At 40.1% G+C, this 19,255-nt stretch carries 14 protein-coding genes, 1 tRNA gene and 1 riboswitch; of the genes, 7 read left to right on the forward strand and 8 right to left on the reverse strand.

Features of this window, described 5'->3' with window-relative positions; genetic code table 11:
• Nucleotides 1–130: 130 nt before the first annotated feature.
• Nucleotides 131–263, reverse strand: a riboswitch (molybdenum cofactor riboswitch).
• Nucleotides 264–450: 187 nt separating this feature from the next.
• The 4 genes from EDC51_RS01785 to EDC51_RS01800 form a co-directional block, all read right to left on the reverse strand.
• On the reverse strand, nt 451–1,482 hold the full coding sequence (locus tag EDC51_RS01785; RefSeq protein ID WP_131928019.1) for a methionine synthase: 1,032 nt from the start codon (nt 1,480–1,482) through the stop codon (nt 451–453).
• Between the two features lie 67 nt (nt 1,483–1,549).
• Nucleotides 1,550–2,527, reverse strand: a complete 978-nt coding sequence (locus tag EDC51_RS01790; RefSeq protein ID WP_131928020.1) for a putative oxygenase MesX — start codon at nt 2,525–2,527, stop codon at nt 1,550–1,552.
• Nucleotides 2,528–2,736: 209 nt separating this feature from the next.
• Nucleotides 2,737–3,852, reverse strand: coding sequence for a NapC/NirT family cytochrome c (locus EDC51_RS01795; protein WP_025267032.1), 1,116 nt, complete (start codon nt 3,850–3,852; stop codon nt 2,737–2,739).
• A gap of 259 nt (nt 3,853–4,111) precedes the next feature.
• Nucleotides 4,112–5,833, reverse strand: coding sequence for an ABC transporter substrate-binding protein (locus EDC51_RS01800; RefSeq protein ID WP_131928021.1), 1,722 nt, complete (start codon nt 5,831–5,833; stop codon nt 4,112–4,114).
• A 380-nt stretch (nt 5,834–6,213) separates the two neighbouring features.
• On the opposite strand from EDC51_RS01800, the gene fdhE reads away from it, so the two are divergent.
• Nucleotides 6,214–7,137 (forward strand): formate dehydrogenase accessory protein FdhE, encoded by a 924-nt coding sequence (gene fdhE / locus EDC51_RS01805; RefSeq protein WP_131928022.1) that lies wholly within the window; start codon nt 6,214–6,216, stop codon nt 7,135–7,137.
• A gap of 40 nt (nt 7,138–7,177) precedes the next feature.
• On the opposite strand, the gene serS is transcribed toward fdhE, so the two are convergent.
• The 3 genes from serS to lon all read right to left on the reverse strand — a co-directional run bounded on the left by serS (nt 7,178) and on the right by lon (nt 11,571).
• Entirely contained in the window at nt 7,178–8,482 is a 1,305-nt protein-coding gene (gene serS, locus EDC51_RS01810; protein WP_131928023.1) for a serine--tRNA ligase, read from the reverse strand.
• A gap of 54 nt (nt 8,483–8,536) precedes the next feature.
• A complete protein-coding gene (smpB, locus tag EDC51_RS01815; protein ID WP_015432586.1) occupies nt 8,537–9,013 on the reverse strand; it encodes an SsrA-binding protein SmpB in 477 nt (158 codons plus the stop codon).
• A gap of 143 nt (nt 9,014–9,156) precedes the next feature.
• On the reverse strand, nt 9,157–11,571 hold the full coding sequence (gene lon, locus EDC51_RS01820; RefSeq protein ID WP_131928024.1) for an endopeptidase La: 2,415 nt from the start codon (nt 11,569–11,571) through the stop codon (nt 9,157–9,159).
• Between the two features lie 168 nt (nt 11,572–11,739).
• On the opposite strand from lon, the gene hflD reads away from it, so the two are divergent.
• The 6 genes from hflD to EDC51_RS10905 all read left to right on the forward strand — a co-directional run bounded on the left by hflD (nt 11,740) and on the right by EDC51_RS10905 (nt 16,539).
• Entirely contained in the window at nt 11,740–12,369 is a 630-nt protein-coding gene (gene hflD, locus EDC51_RS01825) for a high frequency lysogenization protein HflD (RefSeq protein WP_131928025.1), read from the forward strand.
• A gap of 19 nt (nt 12,370–12,388) precedes the next feature.
• Nucleotides 12,389–13,759: an adenylosuccinate lyase gene (purB, locus tag EDC51_RS01830; protein ID WP_015432589.1), complete on the forward strand. Its 1,371-nt coding sequence runs from the start codon at nt 12,389–12,391 to the stop codon at nt 13,757–13,759.
• A gap of 77 nt (nt 13,760–13,836) precedes the next feature.
• Nucleotides 13,837–14,598, forward strand: a complete 762-nt coding sequence (locus EDC51_RS01835; RefSeq protein ID WP_015432590.1) for a DeoR/GlpR family transcriptional regulator — start codon at nt 13,837–13,839, stop codon at nt 14,596–14,598.
• Nucleotides 14,599–15,483, forward strand: a complete 885-nt coding sequence (gene ubiA, locus EDC51_RS01840) for a 4-hydroxybenzoate octaprenyltransferase (protein WP_025267026.1) — start codon at nt 14,599–14,601, stop codon at nt 15,481–15,483.
• 117 nt (nt 15,484–15,600) lie between these two features.
• Nucleotides 15,601–15,686 (forward strand) — tRNA-Leu (locus EDC51_RS01845).
• A 76-nt stretch (nt 15,687–15,762) separates the two neighbouring features.
• Nucleotides 15,763–16,539 (forward strand): IS256 family transposase, variant Zn-binding type, encoded by a 777-nt coding sequence (locus EDC51_RS10905; RefSeq protein ID WP_249038450.1) that lies wholly within the window; start codon nt 15,763–15,765, stop codon nt 16,537–16,539.
• A gap of 51 nt (nt 16,540–16,590) precedes the next feature.
• On the opposite strand, the gene topA is transcribed toward EDC51_RS10905, so the two are convergent.
• A complete protein-coding gene (gene topA, locus EDC51_RS01855; protein ID WP_131928026.1) occupies nt 16,591–19,206 on the reverse strand; it encodes a type I DNA topoisomerase in 2,616 nt (871 codons plus the stop codon).
• Nucleotides 19,207–19,255: the final 49 nt, after the last annotated feature.

Below are 19,255 nucleotides of genomic sequence, written 5' to 3' on the forward strand. Positions count from 1 at the left end.
AGAGTTCACAAGATTTGCAAAAAAGACGGGAAAAGTTGCCGCTTGTCATACAAACGTAGGGGCATGATGCTCACGCCCACGGGCGTACGCAGTACGCCCCTACAGTATCACAAATTCCACAAATCATTGTGAAGTTGAAAATACGACACCTTTCTAAACAGGAGTGGCCAATCCGTTTCCAAATTAACCATTGAGTGAAATTTCACTGGCACTGCCACCATATCGAACGACTTAGGTAAACAGGCTCGGAGTCGGGAAATAAGAACTGGTCGCATTATAGTTTTCTCTCTAATAAAGCATAATACGTAAAAATACGCATTCCGAAGCAAATTTGAGCAAGATCAAAGTTTATGCTATGCGATCAATGTGGCAAAAAATATGCAAAATAGACCGCTTGTATAACAAAAAGACGAAAACATTGCTGTTTTCGTCTTTCATCTTCAATCTTAATTAACTTGCTAGCTCTGCTCTTAAAAGCTCAGCCCCTCGGCTAAGTGCGTTGAGTTTACCTCGTGCTACTGCGCGTGAAAGCGGTGCCATGCCGCAATTGGTGCAAGGATAGAGATTTTCCACATCCACAAATTGCAACGCTTTTCGCAATGTATCGGCAACCTGTTCTGGGGTTTCAATCACATTTGTTGCCACATCGATCGCTCCCAGCATCACTTTTTTGCCACGAATTAATTCAAGTAGATCCATTGGGACTTTTGAGTTTTGGCACTCCAGTGAAATAATATCAATTTTAGATTGTTGCAGTTTAGGAAAGCTTTCTTCATATTGTCGCCATTCATTGCCTAGCGTCTGTTTCCAATCCGTATTCGCTTTAATGCCATAGCCGTAGCAGATATGCACCGCTGTCTCGCATTTTAGCCCTTCGGCAGCACGTTCTAAGGCGGCAATTCCCCAATCATTTAATTCATCAAAGAAAACATTAAATGCAGGTTCGTCAAATTGAATAATATCTACCCCCGCCGCTTCCAATTCTTTGGCTTCTTCGTTAAGAATTTTGGCAAATTCCCACGCTAATTTTTCACGGCTTTTATAATGCCCATCAAACAAGGTATCAATCATTGTCATTGGGCCGGGTAACGCCCATTTAATCGGTTTATCGGTATGTTGGCGTAAGAATTTAGCATCTTCAACAAATACCGATTTAGGGCGATGTACCGCCCCAACAACACTTGGTACACTCGCTTCATAGCGATTACGGATTCGTACAATTTCACGTTTAGTAAAATCCACGCCTTCTAAATGCTCAATAAAGGTTGTCACAAAATGCTGACGTGTTTGTTCACCATCACTGACAATATCAATGCCTGCCGCAGTTTGTTCCATCAAAGAGACTAAAAGCGCATCTCTTTTTGCTTGTAACAGTTCACTGCCACTTAATTTCCATTCTGACCATAATTTTTCAGGCTCAGCAAGCCAAGCAGGTTTTGGCAAACTGCCTGCAGTAGAAGTGGGAAGAAGAATTTTACTCATTCGTTATTTTCCTATTATTGAAAACGGGTAGGAGCGAACCAATGTGTCCGCCCTATTAAATTAGTTTTTATTTTTCATTCACCCAAGCATCTAAAATGGCTTTAAACGGCTGAATAAAATGTGTTTGGGCATATTCACCTTGTTTAATCGCAAGCTCGGTACGCTCTACACGGTCATATTCTACTTTGGTTACCGAATAATCTTCATAATTGAGGCTGGCTTTATATACCTGCCCTGCCACTGAGTTGGCGTTATACACCTCAGGGCGGTAAATTTTTTGGAAGGCTTCCATTGTTGCAATCGTGCTGATCAATTCTAAATTGGTGTAATCATTAAGCAGATCTGCATTTTGATCAAAATAGAACGCATAAGGTGCAACGGATTTTGGTGGCATAAAATAGCGTACCGTTAAGCCCATTTTGGCAAAATAGTCGTCCGTTAAAGAATAATCATCTTGACGGTATTCTACACCTAAAATTGGGTGTTCATTCGTGGTTTTTTGGTAAGTACGAGTCGTTGCTACACTTAAACAAAGCACGGGAGGTTTGTTATTTTTTGCTTTGTATTCAGGCGAATCAAGCAGATGTTTAAATAATTTACCATGTAGTTCACCATAGTTGTCAGGCACGGTAAAATTTGGCTTATCTTTGTTAAAATCACGCAATAGCACGCTAAAATCGTAATCACGCACAAAAGAGGAAAAGTTATTGCCGATAATACCATCAATGGTTTTACCTGTTTTATGATCAACGACATACGTTTTTAACCATTCCACACCCGGAAAAAATTCACCGTTGCCTTCCACATCAATATCCATAGAAACGATTTCTAATTTTACCGAATAGCGATCTGCGGTTGGATTATCCCAATTGGCCAAATCATTGAAACGTTTGTTAATCATTGCAATCGCATTTTGCAGATTTTGTTTACGGTTTTCACCGCGCGCTAAATTGGCAAAATTGGTGGTTAAACGAGTGCTTTGATCGGGTTGATAGTTTTCATTAAATTCAAGGGTTTGCACTCGGCATTTAAAATAGGCTGTCATATTACTTCCCTGTATTGTGTTCTGGAATAACGCCTATTCAATCATAAATTTTATGTGAAGAAAAATGAGATATTTCACATTTATTTATGAAAACCTTTCATAATAGTATAAATAACAAGCGGTTCTTTTTGCAGAATTTTTTGCAAAAAGAACCGCTTACAAAAAAGCGAAAACATGGCTGTTTTCGCTTTTATCACTTAACTGACAATCTAGTGTGAGCTGCCTTTAATATCTTTTGCATTACGTTGCAGATAGATTGTTACTGCACGTACATCGTCAGCAGACATTGATGTTCTGTCTTTCATTGAATTCACCACACCAATCCACTGATTTGCTGTGTAATGATCAGCACTGATCGCAGCATGGCAACCACTACAATGGGTTTCATTCAGATTATTACCAAAAGCATTTAAGGCATTAATATTTGCAGTCACGCTGTTTTTATCGGCAATAATCTCAAAGCTAATTTCTTTCCAATCAGAATCTGTTACGCTATCGTGAACAGTATTTAATACCGTTACTTTAGCTTGTTCTTCTGCACCAAGCAACGCAACCATAATTCGCTGACCAAGCCCCGCATACACTACGCTTTCAGCACCAGCTTGTTGCCAGCCTTTCACGGTTGCGGTTACCTTGCCATTTTCTTCTTTCCAGTTACTCATTTCTGCAAATGGCAATAAACGGACTTCTCCGCCTTGTTGCAGCTGAACACTGTTCATTGCCAACGAGAATAAAGTTTTATCATTTGTGCCAAATTCTGCACCATGCTTTGCGAGCTCACCTAATGCAGCAGCACTATCAACTTCAACCTCAGGCATAAAATGCGCAATCCCTTTGTGGCAATCAATACAGGTTTGATTGGTTTCCATTGCAAGTTTATGCATTTTCTGGGCAGCTTCTTTTTGCTCAGAGAGCACCATCGCATCAAAACTATGACAAGAACGACAAGTTGCAGAATCGTTGGCCTTCATATCATCCCAAACTTTTTGCGCCATTTCTAAGCGATGTGCTTCAAAAGCTTCCTGATCAGGAAGTTTATTGGTGACATAGGTATGCCATAAATCTTTTACCGCAAATACTTTAGTTTTAAGGTAATCAATACCTTCATGTGGAATATGACAGTCTTGGCATTCAGCTCGAATCCCTTTACGATTGGCAAAGTGTACGCTACCTTCCCATTCTTCTTTCGGGTGGCTCATAGAGTGGCAACTGACACAAAATTCTGTTGTACTGGTTTTATGCATAGCATATTGTGTGCCACCAAATAATGCAGCACCTAGCCCCACTAAGCCAAGAATTGCTAGGGACTTTTTCAATTTACTCATCGAATAATCACTCCAAATAAAATACTAAGATAGGTTTTATCCTAAAATCGGCAATGAGGAGTTGTGTGGGGAATATCATTACCGATAAGGAAAGGAGACCTACAACCTGAAAGGAACTACGGTATTATTTTATTTAGGCGATATAACTGCCTCAATACGCAAACTTGCGTATTGGTGGCAGTTGTTCTAAAGAGATTTGATAAAAATCAAATTTGTGTGGGTTGCAAGCGGGCTATTTTCAGCCAAAATTTGCAAAAAGTTATTTCAGTTCAAACCAGTTAGGTAATTTGAAATGGCTTTCAGCAAATAAGCTTGGTGCAATAACGGTATTACGCCCCTGCTGAATTTGATAGATCAAATGCGGCTGACTAATTGAGAGATCGGTCGTACTATCTGGATACGTTAGCCCAATTTGGTGTTCATTACCAAAAAAATACGAGCCATTGATGCCATGATTCACTAGCGTACGAATACCTTGTGTCACTTGTTTAAAGTGGCGGGGATAATCGCTCTTACGCCAAACATTCGCTAAGATATTGATTTGGTCAAACGCAAGGCTGGCCTGTGAAAAACTCGGTGCTTTACCAAAAGTATTTTGATAAAGCTGGTTAAATTGCTTACCCGCATAAGTAGAAGCAAGCCCCGTTGTCGTTGCCCAAACAACGCCTTCACACAACTGCTGATGCGGTTGTAACGTACTTGGTGAATAGATGGCATATAATACAGCATTGAGTGGTTGCGCAATGAACGCCGCATAAAAGTTAAGAATATCCTCTGTAAAATAAGAGGCAAAGACAATTAAAGTCGGATCAATATTATGCAGTTGCACCATTGCTTGCTGAAAAACATTTGTTGATTTTTCTAACTCAACTACCTCAACTTGCCAATTAAGTTTGCGCAAAGAGGCAACCAGTTCATCCATCCCAATATCAATGCATTGCCATTTTACAGTCACTATCGCTACGCGGCGATTTTTCAATAACATCGGATAGCTGGCTTGATATGCCTGCAAAAAGCGCACCACGCCTAGCCCATAGTTAATGCTGCTGGCACAGACTTGGAAAATATTACCAATTCTTCCCGATTTTTGTGATCCACTATGGCTCGCATCATGTAAGTAAGGAATACCCTCGCTCGCAACCAAATCATGCACTTCAGGTAAATAACAAGCATAATTAGTACATATTGCCTCAACTTCCTGATCAAAAAGCTGTTGATAGGCATTGATAATACTCTGTTTTTCTTCCACTTGATAAGCAGATTTCACTAATTGAACTTTCCGTCCATGAATACCACCTTGGCGATTGATCTGCTCTACCGCCAGTTGTGAACCATTCAATAATTCTTCTGTATCAATTTGCCCTAAGCCACTTTCGACAAACGGAATCCCTATAGTAATCGGCTTATCTGCACAATTTGCCAAGAATGTGCTTGTGCTAGGACTCTTTTCTACTTGGTGTCTGTCTGCTAATTGTGCCACTAATTGCTCAATTTCAAATGTCGGCAAAATAGAATGTTCTAGTTGTGCTGGCGTAGGCAAACAATATAAATAATGCTGTGTAGCAAAAATCGCCAACAATGTACGATTATTGATCCCAACTTTATCAAAAATATGTTCCACGTGTTTCGCCACAGTTCGATTGCTAATAAAAAGGCTTTCTGCAATTTCACTATTGCTTAACCCATGGCTCAGCAAAGTTAGAATTTGTAACTCTCGCTCACTCAATTGATAAGGAATCTGTTTAATCCAGCTGCAACGGACTAACGCCAAATAAGGCTGATGCAAACTCAGAGTAAACCGATACCAATTTTGTTCATGCTGATAGTAGAAACAAAGATTCTGATGCCTAGAATGGAATAACGCCCGCGCATAGTCAATAACCTGTCTAAAACGAGACAAAAATACTTTGCCCTCGCCATCCTCCCATTCCGACAGTTCTCCTTTTATATCAACTAAACAGGACCATTGTTCTCGCTGCATATCTATATCCATAAAATAATTTTTCTTATTATAAATAAAATAGGCATTTCAACAAATGACTCAAATCAAACTATGGAACTATTTGATTTGATTGCATTTTTATTTAACAGAAGTTTGTCTGCTAAAGAGAGAACAATAAAAAAAAGCCCGCAATCAACAATCGAAAGCGGGCGGAGGTCTTACCTAAGGAAATGAAAAAAACTTCGCTATATCCATTTAAGCATCTAGCGCTCTATCAGACTAAGCTCTGAAAGTAAAGTTCAAAAAAATTCAAAAATTTTAACGATTTTGAAAAAATTGTTTGTAAACGATAACGCTGCTTCATTGAATTATCCACAGACCCTAGCTAAAATGCCATTTTATTTTACTAGGGGAAAGCCATGTCGATCCGAATTCTTCCTGAACATGATATCAAACAAGCAGCCAGTTCATTGCACACGCCAGCGTTGCTTTATGCTAATCCGAAAAATTTATATGCCAGACGTGAAAAGCGCCTTCAGCAATTGGCCGAAAAACACCCCTTTAAAGATTATCTTATGTTTGCTGCACAAATTGTTGCAGCGCAAGCTAAAGTACTAGAGCATCATCCAATTGCTGATCACCATGCTGAGCTTGAAAATATTTTGCAAAAAAATCATGGAATTGCACCGCTTGATATACAACAGTTCCAACCAGATGCCGAGTGGCGTAAATTGCTTAGCTTGCTCATTGATGAACTTAGCCCCCATTTTCATGCTAATGAAACAGTAAACGCAACCTTAGATTGGCTGAAAAAAGCTTCTGAGACTGAGCTAGACATACTAGCTAAACGGTTACTGAATGGCCATTTACATGAGGTTGGTGCGGATAAAGCTGTTTTCTTATGGGCAGCATTATCACTTTATTGGTTACAATTAGCGCAGCAATTACCTCGTAATATGCAGACAGAAACTGGCGAACGTTGTCATTGTCCAGTATGTGGTTCAGCGCCTGTTGCCGGCGTGGTACATTTCGGTGAAACGCAGGGCTTACGCTATTTACATTGTGCACTGTGTGAAAGTGAATGGCATGTCGTACGCGCAAAATGTTCTAACTGTGAACAATCGGGGAAATTAGATTATTGGAGCTTAGATAAAGCTGATGCGCCAATTAAAGCAGAAAGCTGTGGTGATTGTGGTAGTTACCTGAAAATTCTCTATCAAGATAAAGATCCTTATGTCGAAGCGGCAGCGGATGATTTAGCAAGCCTATTTCTTGATGCAGAGATGGAAGAAAAATCATTCGCACGTAGTGCAATTAATCCATTCCTATTCCCTGCTGAATAATATAAAAAAGCCAGAACTGAGGTTCTGGCTTTTGACTGTATTATTTAATGACTTCTTGGCCATTCATATAAGATCTTAATACCTCTGGCACAGTAATTGAGCCATCAGCATTTTGGTAGTTTTCTAGCACGGCGACAAGCGTACGTCCCACTGCTAGGCCTGAACCGTTTAGGGTATGAACCAAGCGAGTTTTCTTCTCACCTTTTGCCTTGCAACGTGCTTGCATACGACGTGCTTGGAAATCCCACATATTTGAGCAAGAAGAGATTTCACGATAGGTATTTTGAGCAGGTACCCATACTTCTAAATCATAAGTTTTGCAAGAACCAAAGCCCATATCGCCCGTGCAAAGCATCACTTTACGGTATGGCAAATTAAGCAACTGCAACACCTTCTCGGCGTGTCCTGTTAGCTCTTCTAAAGCTTCCATTGATTTTTCAGGCGCAACGATTTGTACTAATTCCACTTTATCAAATTGATGCATACGAATTAAGCCACGAGTATCACGCCCATAAGATCCCGCTTCTGAACGGAAACAAGGTGTATGAGCAGTCATTTTAATTGGCAAATCGGCTTCATCGATAATTTCATCACGCACAAGGTTGGTTACTGGCACTTCTGCTGTTGGGATTAAACCAAAAGCACGTTGCACTTCATTCGGATCTTGTCCTGTAAGTGGTTGAGTGTGGAATAAATCTTCACCAAATTTTGGTAATTGTCCTGTGCCATATAACGTATCATGATTAACTAAATAAGGCACATAGGTTTCGATATAGCCGTGTTGTTCTGTATGTAAATCCAACATAAATTGTGAGATAGCGCGGTGCAAGCGTGCAATTTGCCCCTTCATCACCACAAAACGACTGGCAGTTAATTTTGCACCTGCGGCAAAGTCTAAACCGCCAAAACTTTCACCAAGAGTTACGTGATCTTTTGGTTCAAAATCAAATTGGCGTGGTTCGCCCCAACGTAAAATTTCTTTATTTTCCGTGTCATCTTTACCAAGTGGCACTTCATCTGCGGGTAAATTTGGAATAGTCAAAAGTAAATCACGAATTTCAGCTTGTACTTTATCTAATGCTACTTTGGCATCGTCGAGTTCATTGCCCATATTATCTACTTCGGCAAGCAATGCAGAAATATCTTCACCACGGGCTTTGGCTTGACCGATAGATTTAGAACGAGCATTACGTTCTGCTTGCAAAGTCTCGGTTTTCACTTGTAAATTTTTACGTTGTTCTTCAAGCGTTTGAACTTTTTCCACGTCCAAAATGAAATTACGTTTGGTTTTGAGTGCGTCTGCGACCTCCGCAAGATTAGTACGCAGTAAATTTTGATCGATCATGTTGTTTCCTTATTTTGCAAAATTTTGTTAATTTGTAACCGCTTATTTTACGAATTATCTATTCGCATTTTTCATAATTCGAGCTTTATCACGTTGCCATTCTCGGTCTTTGATATCATCTCGTTTATCGTGTTGTTTCTTACCTTTTGCTAAGCCTATTTTGACTTTCACCCATGCTTTTTTCCAGTACATTGCCGTAGCAACAATAGTAAAACCATCACGGTTTACTTTGCCAAATAGGCTATCAAGTTCACGTTTTTTCAGCAGTAACTTACGAGTACGAGTCGGATCGGCAACGATATGGGTTGAAGTCGCAGTTAAAGGGGTAATCATTGCCCCAAACAAAAAGGCTTCGCCATCACGGAAAATCACATAGCTATCGCTAATATTACCCTTTCCTGCACGTAGAGCTTTCACTTCCCAGCCTTGTAATTCAAGACCAGCTTCAATCTCATCTTCAATAAAATAGTCGTGTCTTGCTCGTTTATTCAGAGCAATAGTGTTATCCGACACTTTAGGTTTTTTTGCCATAGTTTGAATTATCTAGAAAAATTTGGCGTTAATTCTACCTTAAACTGAGCTATGTTTGAACGGACAAGCGGTGAATTTTCAGGAAGATTTTGCAAAATAGTAAGAAAAAAGCACCGCTTGCACGGTGCTTAGTTTGTGAATGGTTATTGTAAGGCGCTGGTTGCCTTCGATTTTTTCACTTTAATCCCTTTGCCTTTCGCAAGAGTAGGTAAAATTTCTACCCCTTCTGGCGGATTTTCCAATGCAATCGCTAACACTTCATCAATGGTTTCCACAGGGTGAATAGAAAGTGCTGCTTTGGCATTTTCTGGGATCTCTTCCAAATCTTTTTCATTCTCTTTTGGAATAATCACCGTTGTAATCCCACCACGATGCGCCGCGAGTAATTTCTCTTTCAAACCACCAATTGGCAACACTTTACCACGCAAGGTAATTTCACCGGTCATCGCCACTTCTTTGCGCACAGGGTTGCCCGTTAAACTAGATACAAGTGCGGTACACATTGCAATACCAGCACTCGGGCCATCTTTTGGCGTTGCACCTTCTGGCACATGCACGTGGATATCTCGTTTTTCATAGAAATCTTCGGCAATGCCCAATTTTTCTGCTCGAGAACGTACCACCACCATTGCCGCTTGGATAGACTCTTTCATCACATCACCGAGTGATCCCGTGTAAGAGAATTTGCCTTTACCCGGTACTGAGGCAGTTTCAATTGTCAGTAGATCACCACCCACTTCTGTCCACGCCAAACCTGTTACTTCACCAATGCGATTTTGACTATCCATTTTGCCATAATCAAAACGGCGAACACCTAAATAATCGTGCAAATTGCTGTCATTCACCGTGATAGATTTTAATTTTTTATCTAACACTAACGCTTTCACAGCTTTACGACAAATTTTTGCAATTTCACGTTCTAAGCTACGCACACCAGCTTCACGAGTGTAATAACGAATAATGCCCATCACGGCACTGTCATCAATGGTCAATTCGCCTTCTTTTAAGCCGTTATTTTCCATCTGTTTCGCAATTAGATGCTCTTTGGCTATGTGCATTTTTTCATCTTCGGTGTAGCCTGATAAGCGAATCACTTCCATACGGTCAAGTAATGCAGGTGGAATGTTCATTGAATTTGAGGTTGCCACAAACATCACGTCGGATAAATCAAAATCCACTTCCAAATAGTGATCGTTAAACGCTTTATTTTGCTCTGGATCTAGCACTTCAAGTAAGGCTGATGCAGGGTCACCTCGCATATCTTGTGCCATTTTGTCAATTTCATCAAGCAAGAAGAGCGGGTTTTTCACACCGACTTTCGCCATTTTCATCATTAGGCTACCCGGCATTGAGCCAATATAAGTACGGCGATGACCACGAATTTCCGCTTCATCACGCACGCCACCTAATGCCATACGGGTATATTTACGCCCTGTTGCGTTAGCGATAGATTGACCCAGTGAAGTTTTACCCACCCCTGGTGGGCCTACTAAGCAAAGAATCGGGCCTTTGAGTTTATTCAAACGGCTTTGCACCGCAAGATATTCCACAATGCGTTCTTTGACACGCTCTAAACCGTAGTGATCTTTATCTAGCGTTTCTTGGGCTTTTTGCAAATCTTTCTTCACCACAGACCGCTTGTGCCACGGCATTTGCAAAATCCAATCAATATAGCTACGTACCACTGTTGCTTCCGAAGAGCTTTGTGGCATCGCTTTTAATTTATTAAATTCGCTATCAACTTTTTCTTGCACCTCTTTTGGCAATTTTGCTGCGGTAATTTTCTCTTTGAGCTTATCTAGCTCACTCGCTTCACTTTCGTCTTCCCCGCCAAGTTCTTTACGAATCGCTTTAATTTGCTCGTTTAAGTAGTAATCACGTTGATTTTTTTCCATCTGCTGTTTAACACGATTACGGATACGACTTTCAGTTTCCATCGTATCAATTTCAGTTGCCATTGCGACTAATAAAGCCTCGAAACGTGCCACCAGATTTAACTCTTCAAGCAACGCTTGTTTTTTTGCAACAGGAGCAATAAGGTTGGCAGCCATGGTATCAGCTAGACGGTCTTCAAAAGCGATTTTTTGTAGCTTCGGAAGAATTTCTGATGGTACTTTTTTGTTTGTTTTAACGTAATTTTCAAATTCACTCAGCGCAGTTTTCGAAATTGCTTTAAGTTCTTCATTCTCATCATCAAATTCTGAAACTTGTGGGGTGACAGATGCCCAAAAACCATTTTCGTCGTCAAAAACCTTTTCAGCTTTTGCCCGTACTTGCCCTTCAACGAGCACTTTTACCGTGCCATCAGGCAAATTCAACATTTGAATAATATTCGCAATGACCCCAAAATGATAAATATCCTCAGAGGTAGGATCTTCATCATTGGGATCTTTTTGGGTGACCAAGAAAAGCTGTTTGTTGCTTTCCATTGCCGTTTGCAAGGCTTTTACCGACTTATCTCGCCCCACAAAAAGTGGCATAACCATAAACGGAAAAACCACGACATCACGCAGTGGTAGTAATGGAAGGTCAATAGATAATTTCTTTTTTCTTGCCATTCGATTTGCTCTCCATAAAAACAATTCGCACATTATGGGGGCGATATAGGGAAATACAAGGGGATTTTGTGAAAAAGCATAATATTGTGAAGATAACAAGAATCGGCATTCAAAAATGGTGGAAAAAATGCTATATTCTGCGTCAATTTTTGTTAATTACGGCTACAAATGAGCAATTATCAAGACATTTCTATCGCTTTTGCTGGTGTTTGCCAATGTGCAGAATTGGTTTATCAGTTTGCCCATACCGGTAATGTAGAGCAAACATATTTTAAAACTTCACTACAGAGCCTGTTGATTACCCAGCCTGATTCTACGCTTCATGTGTTTGGCGATAATCCTGCCAACCTTTCGATAGGCTTCGAAACAGCGCTTGCACAACTTGGTGGTAAACCTGGAAAAATTGATGCTGAAGTTAGTCGCTACTGGATTGGCATACTTGCCCTAAGCCGTAAATTAAATAAAAACCCACAAGCTAAAGCAGAGCTCGCTCGCCGTTTGCAACAACTTGAGCGCCAATTGCCCCTCTACGATAACGATATTCTGCACGCCCAAATCCTGAGTAGTATTGCTGCTATTTACAGCGATATTATCAGCCCAATGGGGACTCGAATTCAGGTTTTTGGTTTGCAAGAGCTACTTTCCCGAACCGATATTCAAAATAAAGTTCGCGCCAGCCTATTAGCCGGTGTACGAGCAGGTATTTTATGGCAACAAGTTGGAGGTAGCCGTTGGCAATTCTTTCTCGCGCGCAAAAAATTAATTAACACAACGCAATCGTTGTATTCATCTCGCTAGACTTACAGGAGCTTATTCTATGCAATTTACCGCCTTAACCGCACTTTCGCCAATTGATGGACGTTACCAAGATAAAGTCTCGGCATTACGTCCTATCTTTAGTGAATTTGGTTTATTGAAATACCGTGTGACGGTTGAAGTGCGCTGGCTACAAAAACTCGCCTCCCACCCTCAAATTCAGGAAGTTCCCTCTTTCTCCGCCGAAGCTAATGCATATTTGAATAAAATTGTCAGCGAATTTTCACTGGCAGATGCAGAGCGAATTAAAACTATTGAACGCACCACTAACCATGATGTAAAAGCGGTGGAATATTTTCTAAAAGAAAAAAGTGAAGCCGTGCCTGAATTAGCGAAAGTTAGTGAGTTTATCCACTTTGCTTGTACTTCTGAAGATATTAATAATACCTCTCATGCCTTAATGTTAAAAACAGTACGCGAAGAAGTATTATTACCTGAATGGGAAAAATTAATTAATGCGGTAAAAACGCTTGCTGTGCAATATAAAGATATTCCTTTACTGTCCCGCACTCACGGACAGCCTGCTACACCAAGTACAATTGGCAAAGAATTTGCAAATGTTGCTTATCGTTTAGAGCGCCAATTACAACAGCTACAACAAATTGAAATTCTTGCTAAAATCAACGGAGCTGTAGGCAACTATAATGCCCACCTTTCTGCTTATCCTGAAGTAGATTGGCATCAATTTAGCCAAGAGTTTATCGAACAATCTTTAGGTGTAACGTGGAATCCATATACCACGCAAATTGAACCACACGACTATATCGCTGAATTTTTCGATTGTGTTGCTCGTTTTAACACTATTTTGTTAGATTTTGACCGCGATATGTGGGGTTATATTGCATTAAATCACTTCAAACAGCGTACGATTGCAGGCGAAATTGGCTCAAGTACAATGCCACATAAAGTAAACCCGATTGATTTTGAAAATTCTGAGGGTAACTTAGGTTTAGCTAATGCAGTATTAGCCCACTTAGCTAGCAAACTCCCAGTCTCTCGTTGGCAACGGGATTTAACAGATTCTACAGTATTGCGTAATTTAGGTGTTGGTTTAGGTTATGCGTTAATTGCTTACGCCTCAACCTTAAAAGGTATTAGCAAATTAGAAGTCAATCAACAGAATTTACTTGATGAACTAGATCAAAACTGGGAAGTATTGGCAGAGCCAATTCAAACTGTGATGCGCCGTTATGGTATCGAAAAACCATACGAGAAATTGAAAGAGCTTACCCGCGGTAAACGGGTAACCGGCGAAGCAATGCGTCAGTTTATTGATGGGCTTAATTTACCACAAGCGGAAAAAGAGCGTTTAAAACAGATGACACCAGCAAGCTATATCGGCTATGCGGTAGATCTCGTTGAAAAACTTTAATTTGGTAAAATTTTCTCAGGAAGAGACCGCTTGCAAGCGGTCTTTTTCCATTCAAAAAATACAAAATAGAGAAAAGCATGAAACAAACTTTACGCCACAATAAGATCTTGGAGTTAGTCAAACAACAAGGTTATGTTAGTACAGAACAGTTAGTCGAAGAGCTCAAAGTGAGTTCTCAAACAATTCGACGTGATTTAAATGAATTGGCAGAAAATCATCTGATCCGTCGTCACCATGGCGGTGCAGCAACACCATCAACAACGGAAAACAGTGATTATATTGACCGTAAACAATTCTTTTCTCAGCAGAAAAGCTGTATTGGTCAAGAAGTTGCCAAGCTGATTCCCCATGGTTCATCATTATTTATTGATATAGGCACAACGCCAGAAGCCGTTGCTCATGCACTTTTAGCTCACCAGAATTTAAGAGTCGTCACCAATAATCTCAATGCAGCATATTTATTGATGCAAAAAGAAGATTTTAAGATTACCCTTGCTGGCGGTGTACTACGTACCGATGGAGGGATTATCGGTGAGGCAACGGTGGAATTTATTAACCAATTCCGCTTAGATTATTGCATTTTAGGCATTAGTGCGGTGGAAGCCGATGGCTCTATGATGGATTATGATTATCATGAAGTACAAGTAAAAAAAGCCTTAATGCGTAACGCTCGCCAAGTAATACTTGTGACCGATCATTCCAAATTTAGCCGTAATGCTATTGTACGTTTAGGCAATATTCGAGATGTGGACTATATCGTTACAGATAATCCGCTACCTTTAGAATTAAGCCACCATCTTAGTCATAGTGATGTTGTTGTTTGTGTTTGTGGAGAATAGATGAAATCGCATTTTACCCGAGAAAAATGCCAAGGTTATATCCAACTGATGCGATTAGATAAACCTATTGGTACACTGCTATTACTTTGGCCGACACTGTGGGCATTATTTTCAGCACAAAATGGCGTGCCTGATATAAAAATCCTGCTAATTTTTCTCTTTGGCGTTTTGCTTATGCGCTCTGCTGGTTGCGTGATCAATGATTATGCCGACCGTCATATTGATGGTAGTGTTAAACGCACCGCACAACGCCCTTTAGCGACAGGGAAAGTAACTGAAAATGAAGCCAAAGCATTATTTGCTCTATTGGTAGCAGTTTCATTTTTCTTAGTGCTTCATTTAAATCGATATACGATCGCACTTTCATTTATTGCTGTTGCATTAGCTTTTGTATACCCTTTTATGAAACGTTATACCCATTTGCCACAGTTTGTGCTTGGCATGGCTTTCGGCTGGTCAATTCCAATGGCATATGGTGCAATACAAGAGGCATTACCATTAGAATGTTGGCTACTCTTTTTTGCTAATTTAGCATGGACAGTTGCCTATGACACACAATATGCGATGGTTGATCGCGATGATGACTTAAGAATTGGCGTAAAATCAACCGCCATTCTGTTTGCACAATACGATAATAAAATTATCGCTTTGTTACAGTTTATTGCGCTAATGTTATTGGTAAGTTTTGCATATTTAAAAAGTTTTTCTAGCGCTTACTATTTGGCTTTAGCCCTAACAGCAAGCCTGTTTAGTTACCAATGCAAATTAACTAAACTAAGAGAACGCGAGGCTTGTTTCAAGGCATTTTTAAATAATAACTATGTGGGAATAGGCATATTTATTGCGATATTATTCGGTATTTTAGGCAATGCCGTTGAAATTTAAAGCAAACGAATCAGCCTACCCTTATTTCTACTTGCATCATCTCAGCATCTCCCTTAGAATAACGCTCGTTTTGTTGCTCTTGTCAGTAACAAAACGAGTTTAAAACAGAATCACCTTGCCTGGGTGGCGAAATTGGTAGACGCAGCGGATTCAAAATCCGCCGGTGAATAACCGTGTCGGTTCGAGTCCGACCCTAGGCACCAAATTTTAAGAGGCCGCTTTCAGCGGTTTTTTTATTTCATCAACACATCCGCAAAATAAGACATAATAGAAAAATGGTTGCAAAAAAACTGTCCTTTTTGCCAAAATCCACATATCCGTAAATATGGCGTAAGAAATAATATTCAACGCTATAAGTGCAATGCCTGTCTAAAAACATTTACCTTTAAGAAAAAATTAGCCCCACTGAAAATATGGCTTGAGTTTACAGAGGGTAAACAAACTTACCTTCAATTATCTGAAAAATATCATTGTTCGATAAGAACTATTCAAAGGTATATTGATAAATCCCCTAAAAAAGCATTATCTTTCCCACAAAGCAAATATTCAAATCTACTTATTGATACGAGCTTTTTTCATAGAAAATTTGGTGTAATGGTTTTTATGGAGACATTATCTAAGAAAGTGATTTACCATCAAATTGTCAAAACAGAAAAATATATTTATTACAAGAAAGCACCCAACAAACTGAGAGAAAAAGACTATATCATTAAATCGGTTACCTGTGATGCTAGGCGAGGGCTACTGAAAGATTTATTCGATACTCCTACACAAATCTGTCAATATCATATGGTTGCAATCGTGATGAGAGCATTAAGAAAAAAACATCAATCAGACGCAGGGAGAGAATTAAAAACTATCGTCAAAACTTTAAAAGAAAGTTCAAAAAATGAATTTTATCTACGTTTATATTATTGCTTTGAAAAACACAAGGCGTTTTTAAATGAACGGTCTGATAAACCGAATGAAAAAGGGAAATATCCTTATAAACATCGCGCGGTAAGAAGTGCCTATGCCAGTTTAGTAAGATATTGTTTATACAGGATTTTTGCATAAAAAAAGTTGCTAACAATTCAATGAAATAATTATTAGCAACCACTTTGCCTACTATGCCTTTTTACGCTCTACCCATTTTCCATCAATATAATCCACAATCCATTTTGTTGCTTTACCGTTTTTTTCTGAATTCACGTATTGACGTTTTTCTTTACGGCTAAAGCGAATCACGGCTTCGTTACCTTCAGGATCCTGTGTTGGAGCATTAGCTAAATAACGTAATTTTTCAGGTAAACGTTCTCGATATTGGGCTAATTCTGCCACTTTAGCAGGGCGACTTTCTCGTGATTTAGGGAAATTATGAGCCGACATAAATACCCCACTAGCCCCATCTCGCAATACAAAATACGCATCTGATTTTTCACATTTTAACTCTGGGAATGGAATTGGATCTTCTTTTGGTGGTGCAACTTCACCGCTTTTCAACACTTTACGCGTATTCTCGCAAGCAGTACAACCCATATATTTGCCAAAACGCCCCAGTTTTAAGTGCATATCCGCACCACACTTATCACATTCTACTACAGGGCCGTCATAGCCTTTGATTTTAAAGGAACCTTGCTCAATCACATAACCATCACAGTTTGGATTATTACCACAGATATGAATTTTACGCTCTGGATCAATCACATAGCTATCCATCGCTGTATCACATTTCGGGCAACGTTTGCGTTGGCGAAGTGCATTGGTTTCCGCTTCTTCGTCTAATACGTTCAACAATTCTGCTTCGGGAATTAAGTTGATCGTCGTTTTACAACGTTCTTTAGGCGGTAACGCATAGCCAGAGCAACCTAAAAAGACCCCTGTACTTGCAGTGCGAATTGCCATTGGGCGGTTGCATGTTGGGCAAAGAATATCGGTTTCCACCAAGTTATTCGGACGCATTCCACCTTCTAACTCATTGAGTTCTGCGGTGGTTAATTTTTCTGAAAAATCTGCAAAGAAGCGGTTAAGCTCTTCTTTCCAGTTGCTATTACCATTCGCAATTTGGTCGAGTGTATCTTCCATATTGGCGGTAAAATCGTAGTTCATTAAATCGCTAAAAGATTCATTTAGACGATCGGTGACGATCTCGCCCATTTTTTCTGCATAGAAACGGCGGTTTTCCACACGTACATACCCACGCTCTTGAATGGTTGAAATAATCGCTGCATAGGTTGATGGGCGGCCAATACCCCGTTTTTCAAGCTCTTTTACTAATGCGGCTTCAGAATAACGAGCGGGTGGTTTGGTAAAATGTTGGCTTGGATTCACCGCTTGTAGTGCAAGCGGTTCATTTTTGCTTAAATTTGGCAATTCTTGGTCTTCTGCGGTTTTACCTTGAATTGGTAACACCTTCGTCCAACCATCAAAACGCAACACTCGCCCTTTCGTCTTCAATTCATAATCGCCAGCTTGCACAGTCACGCTTGTACTGTCATATTCCGCTGGAGGCATTTGGCAAGCAAGGAATTGTCGCCAAATTAAGTCGTAAAGGCGTTCAGCATCTTTTTCCATGCCTTTTAAATCAGCCATTTTGGTTTTTACATCAGAAGGACGAATCGCTTCGTGGGCTTCTTGAGCTTTCTCTTTACTTGCAAAGAAATTTGGTTTGCCTGGCAGATATTTCTCACCAAATTGTGCTTCAATGTAACTGCGTGCCATTGCTAAAGCATCTTGGCTTAAATTCGTACTATCGGTACGCATATAAGTGATATAACCTGCTTCATATAGACGTTGAGCTAACATCATCGTTTTCTTTACACTGAAACCTAAACGAGTGCTGGCGGCTTGTTGTAAGGTTGAAGTAATAAATGGTGGTTTGGCTTTTGACGAAGTCGGTTTTTGCTCAATTTCACTAACAATAAATGCAGAATTTTGCAGATTTTTAACCGCTTGCTCTGCTTCATTTTGATTTTTTGCCGAGAACTTTTTGCCTTTAAAGTGCGTTAAATCAAGATTTAACCCGCCTTTTTGTGCTTGTGCTGTTGCGGCGATTTCCCAAAACTCTTCAGGTTGGAATGCCTTAATTTCACGTTCCCGCTCAACTAATAATTTCACTGCAACCGATTGCACACGACCAGCTGATAAGCCTCGTGCCACTTTTTTCCAAAGCAATGGCGACACCATAAAACCCACCACACGATCTAAGAAACGGCGGGTTTGCTGTGCGTTTACTCGGTCTAGGTTCAACTGTTCTGGCTTTTCAAAAGCCGCTTTAATCGCATTTTTAGTAATTTCGTTAAACACTACTCGAGAAAAACGGCTGTCATCTCCGCCAATCACCTCGCGTAAGTGCCACGCAATTGCTTCCCCTTCTCTATCCAAGTCGGTTGCGAGATAGATATGGTCAGCTTTTTTAGCGAGTGACTTGAGTTCAGAGACGACTTTTTCTTTACCAGCAAGAATCTGATAATTTGCTTTCCAATCGTGGTAAGGGTCTATCCCCATACGTTTAATTAACGCATTGCGATCTTTTTCTGCTTTAATTTTTGCTTTTTCTTCCGCTGATAGCCCTTTCGTAGAAATAGGCTTGGCTTTCTCGCTCTTTTCTGTCTTTTCTGCACCGCTTGTTGGCAAATCACGGATATGCCCTACACTGGATTTCACTACGAAATCACTGCCTAAATACTTATTAATCGTTTTCGCTTTGGCTGGCGACTCAACGATCACTAATGATTTTCCCATACCTATTCCTAATTAATTTCTGCTATTCAGCTCAAAATGCGCGAACTCT

The sequence above is a fragment of the Bibersteinia trehalosi genome, assembly GCF_004346205.1.
Taxonomy (GTDB): domain Bacteria; phylum Pseudomonadota; class Gammaproteobacteria; order Enterobacterales; family Pasteurellaceae; genus Bibersteinia; species Bibersteinia trehalosi.

Bases quoted from the DNA above. Each gene is read 5' to 3' on its own strand.
- serS (WP_131928023.1), bottom strand. From the start codon at position 8,482: ATGATCGATCAAAATTTACTGCGTACTAATCTTGCGGAGGTCGCAGAC.
- EDC51_RS01835 (WP_015432590.1), top strand. From the start codon at position 13,837: ATGAAACAAACTTTACGCCACAATAAGATCTTGGAGTTAGTCAAACAA.
- topA (WP_131928026.1), bottom strand. From the start codon at position 19,206: ATGGGAAAATCATTAGTGATCGTTGAGTCGCCAGCCAAAGCGAAAACG.
- EDC51_RS01800 (WP_131928021.1), bottom strand. From the start codon at position 5,833: ATGCAGCGAGAACAATGGTCCTGTTTAGTTGATATAAAAGGAGAACTG.
- EDC51_RS01785 (WP_131928019.1), bottom strand. From the start codon at position 1,482: ATGAGTAAAATTCTTCTTCCCACTTCTACTGCAGGCAGTTTGCCAAAA.
- purB (WP_015432589.1), top strand. From the start codon at position 12,389: ATGCAATTTACCGCCTTAACCGCACTTTCGCCAATTGATGGACGTTAC.
- smpB (WP_015432586.1), bottom strand. From the start codon at position 9,013: ATGGCAAAAAAACCTAAAGTGTCGGATAACACTATTGCTCTGAATAAA.
- EDC51_RS01790 (WP_131928020.1), bottom strand. From the start codon at position 2,527: ATGACAGCCTATTTTAAATGCCGAGTGCAAACCCTTGAATTTAATGAA.
- lon (WP_131928024.1), bottom strand. From the start codon at position 11,571: ATGGCAAGAAAAAAGAAATTATCTATTGACCTTCCATTACTACCACTG.
- hflD (WP_131928025.1), top strand. From the start codon at position 11,740: ATGAGCAATTATCAAGACATTTCTATCGCTTTTGCTGGTGTTTGCCAA.
- ubiA (WP_025267026.1), top strand. From the start codon at position 14,599: ATGAAATCGCATTTTACCCGAGAAAAATGCCAAGGTTATATCCAACTG.
- fdhE (WP_131928022.1), top strand. From the start codon at position 6,214: ATGTCGATCCGAATTCTTCCTGAACATGATATCAAACAAGCAGCCAGT.
- EDC51_RS01795 (WP_025267032.1), bottom strand. From the start codon at position 3,852: ATGAGTAAATTGAAAAAGTCCCTAGCAATTCTTGGCTTAGTGGGGCTA.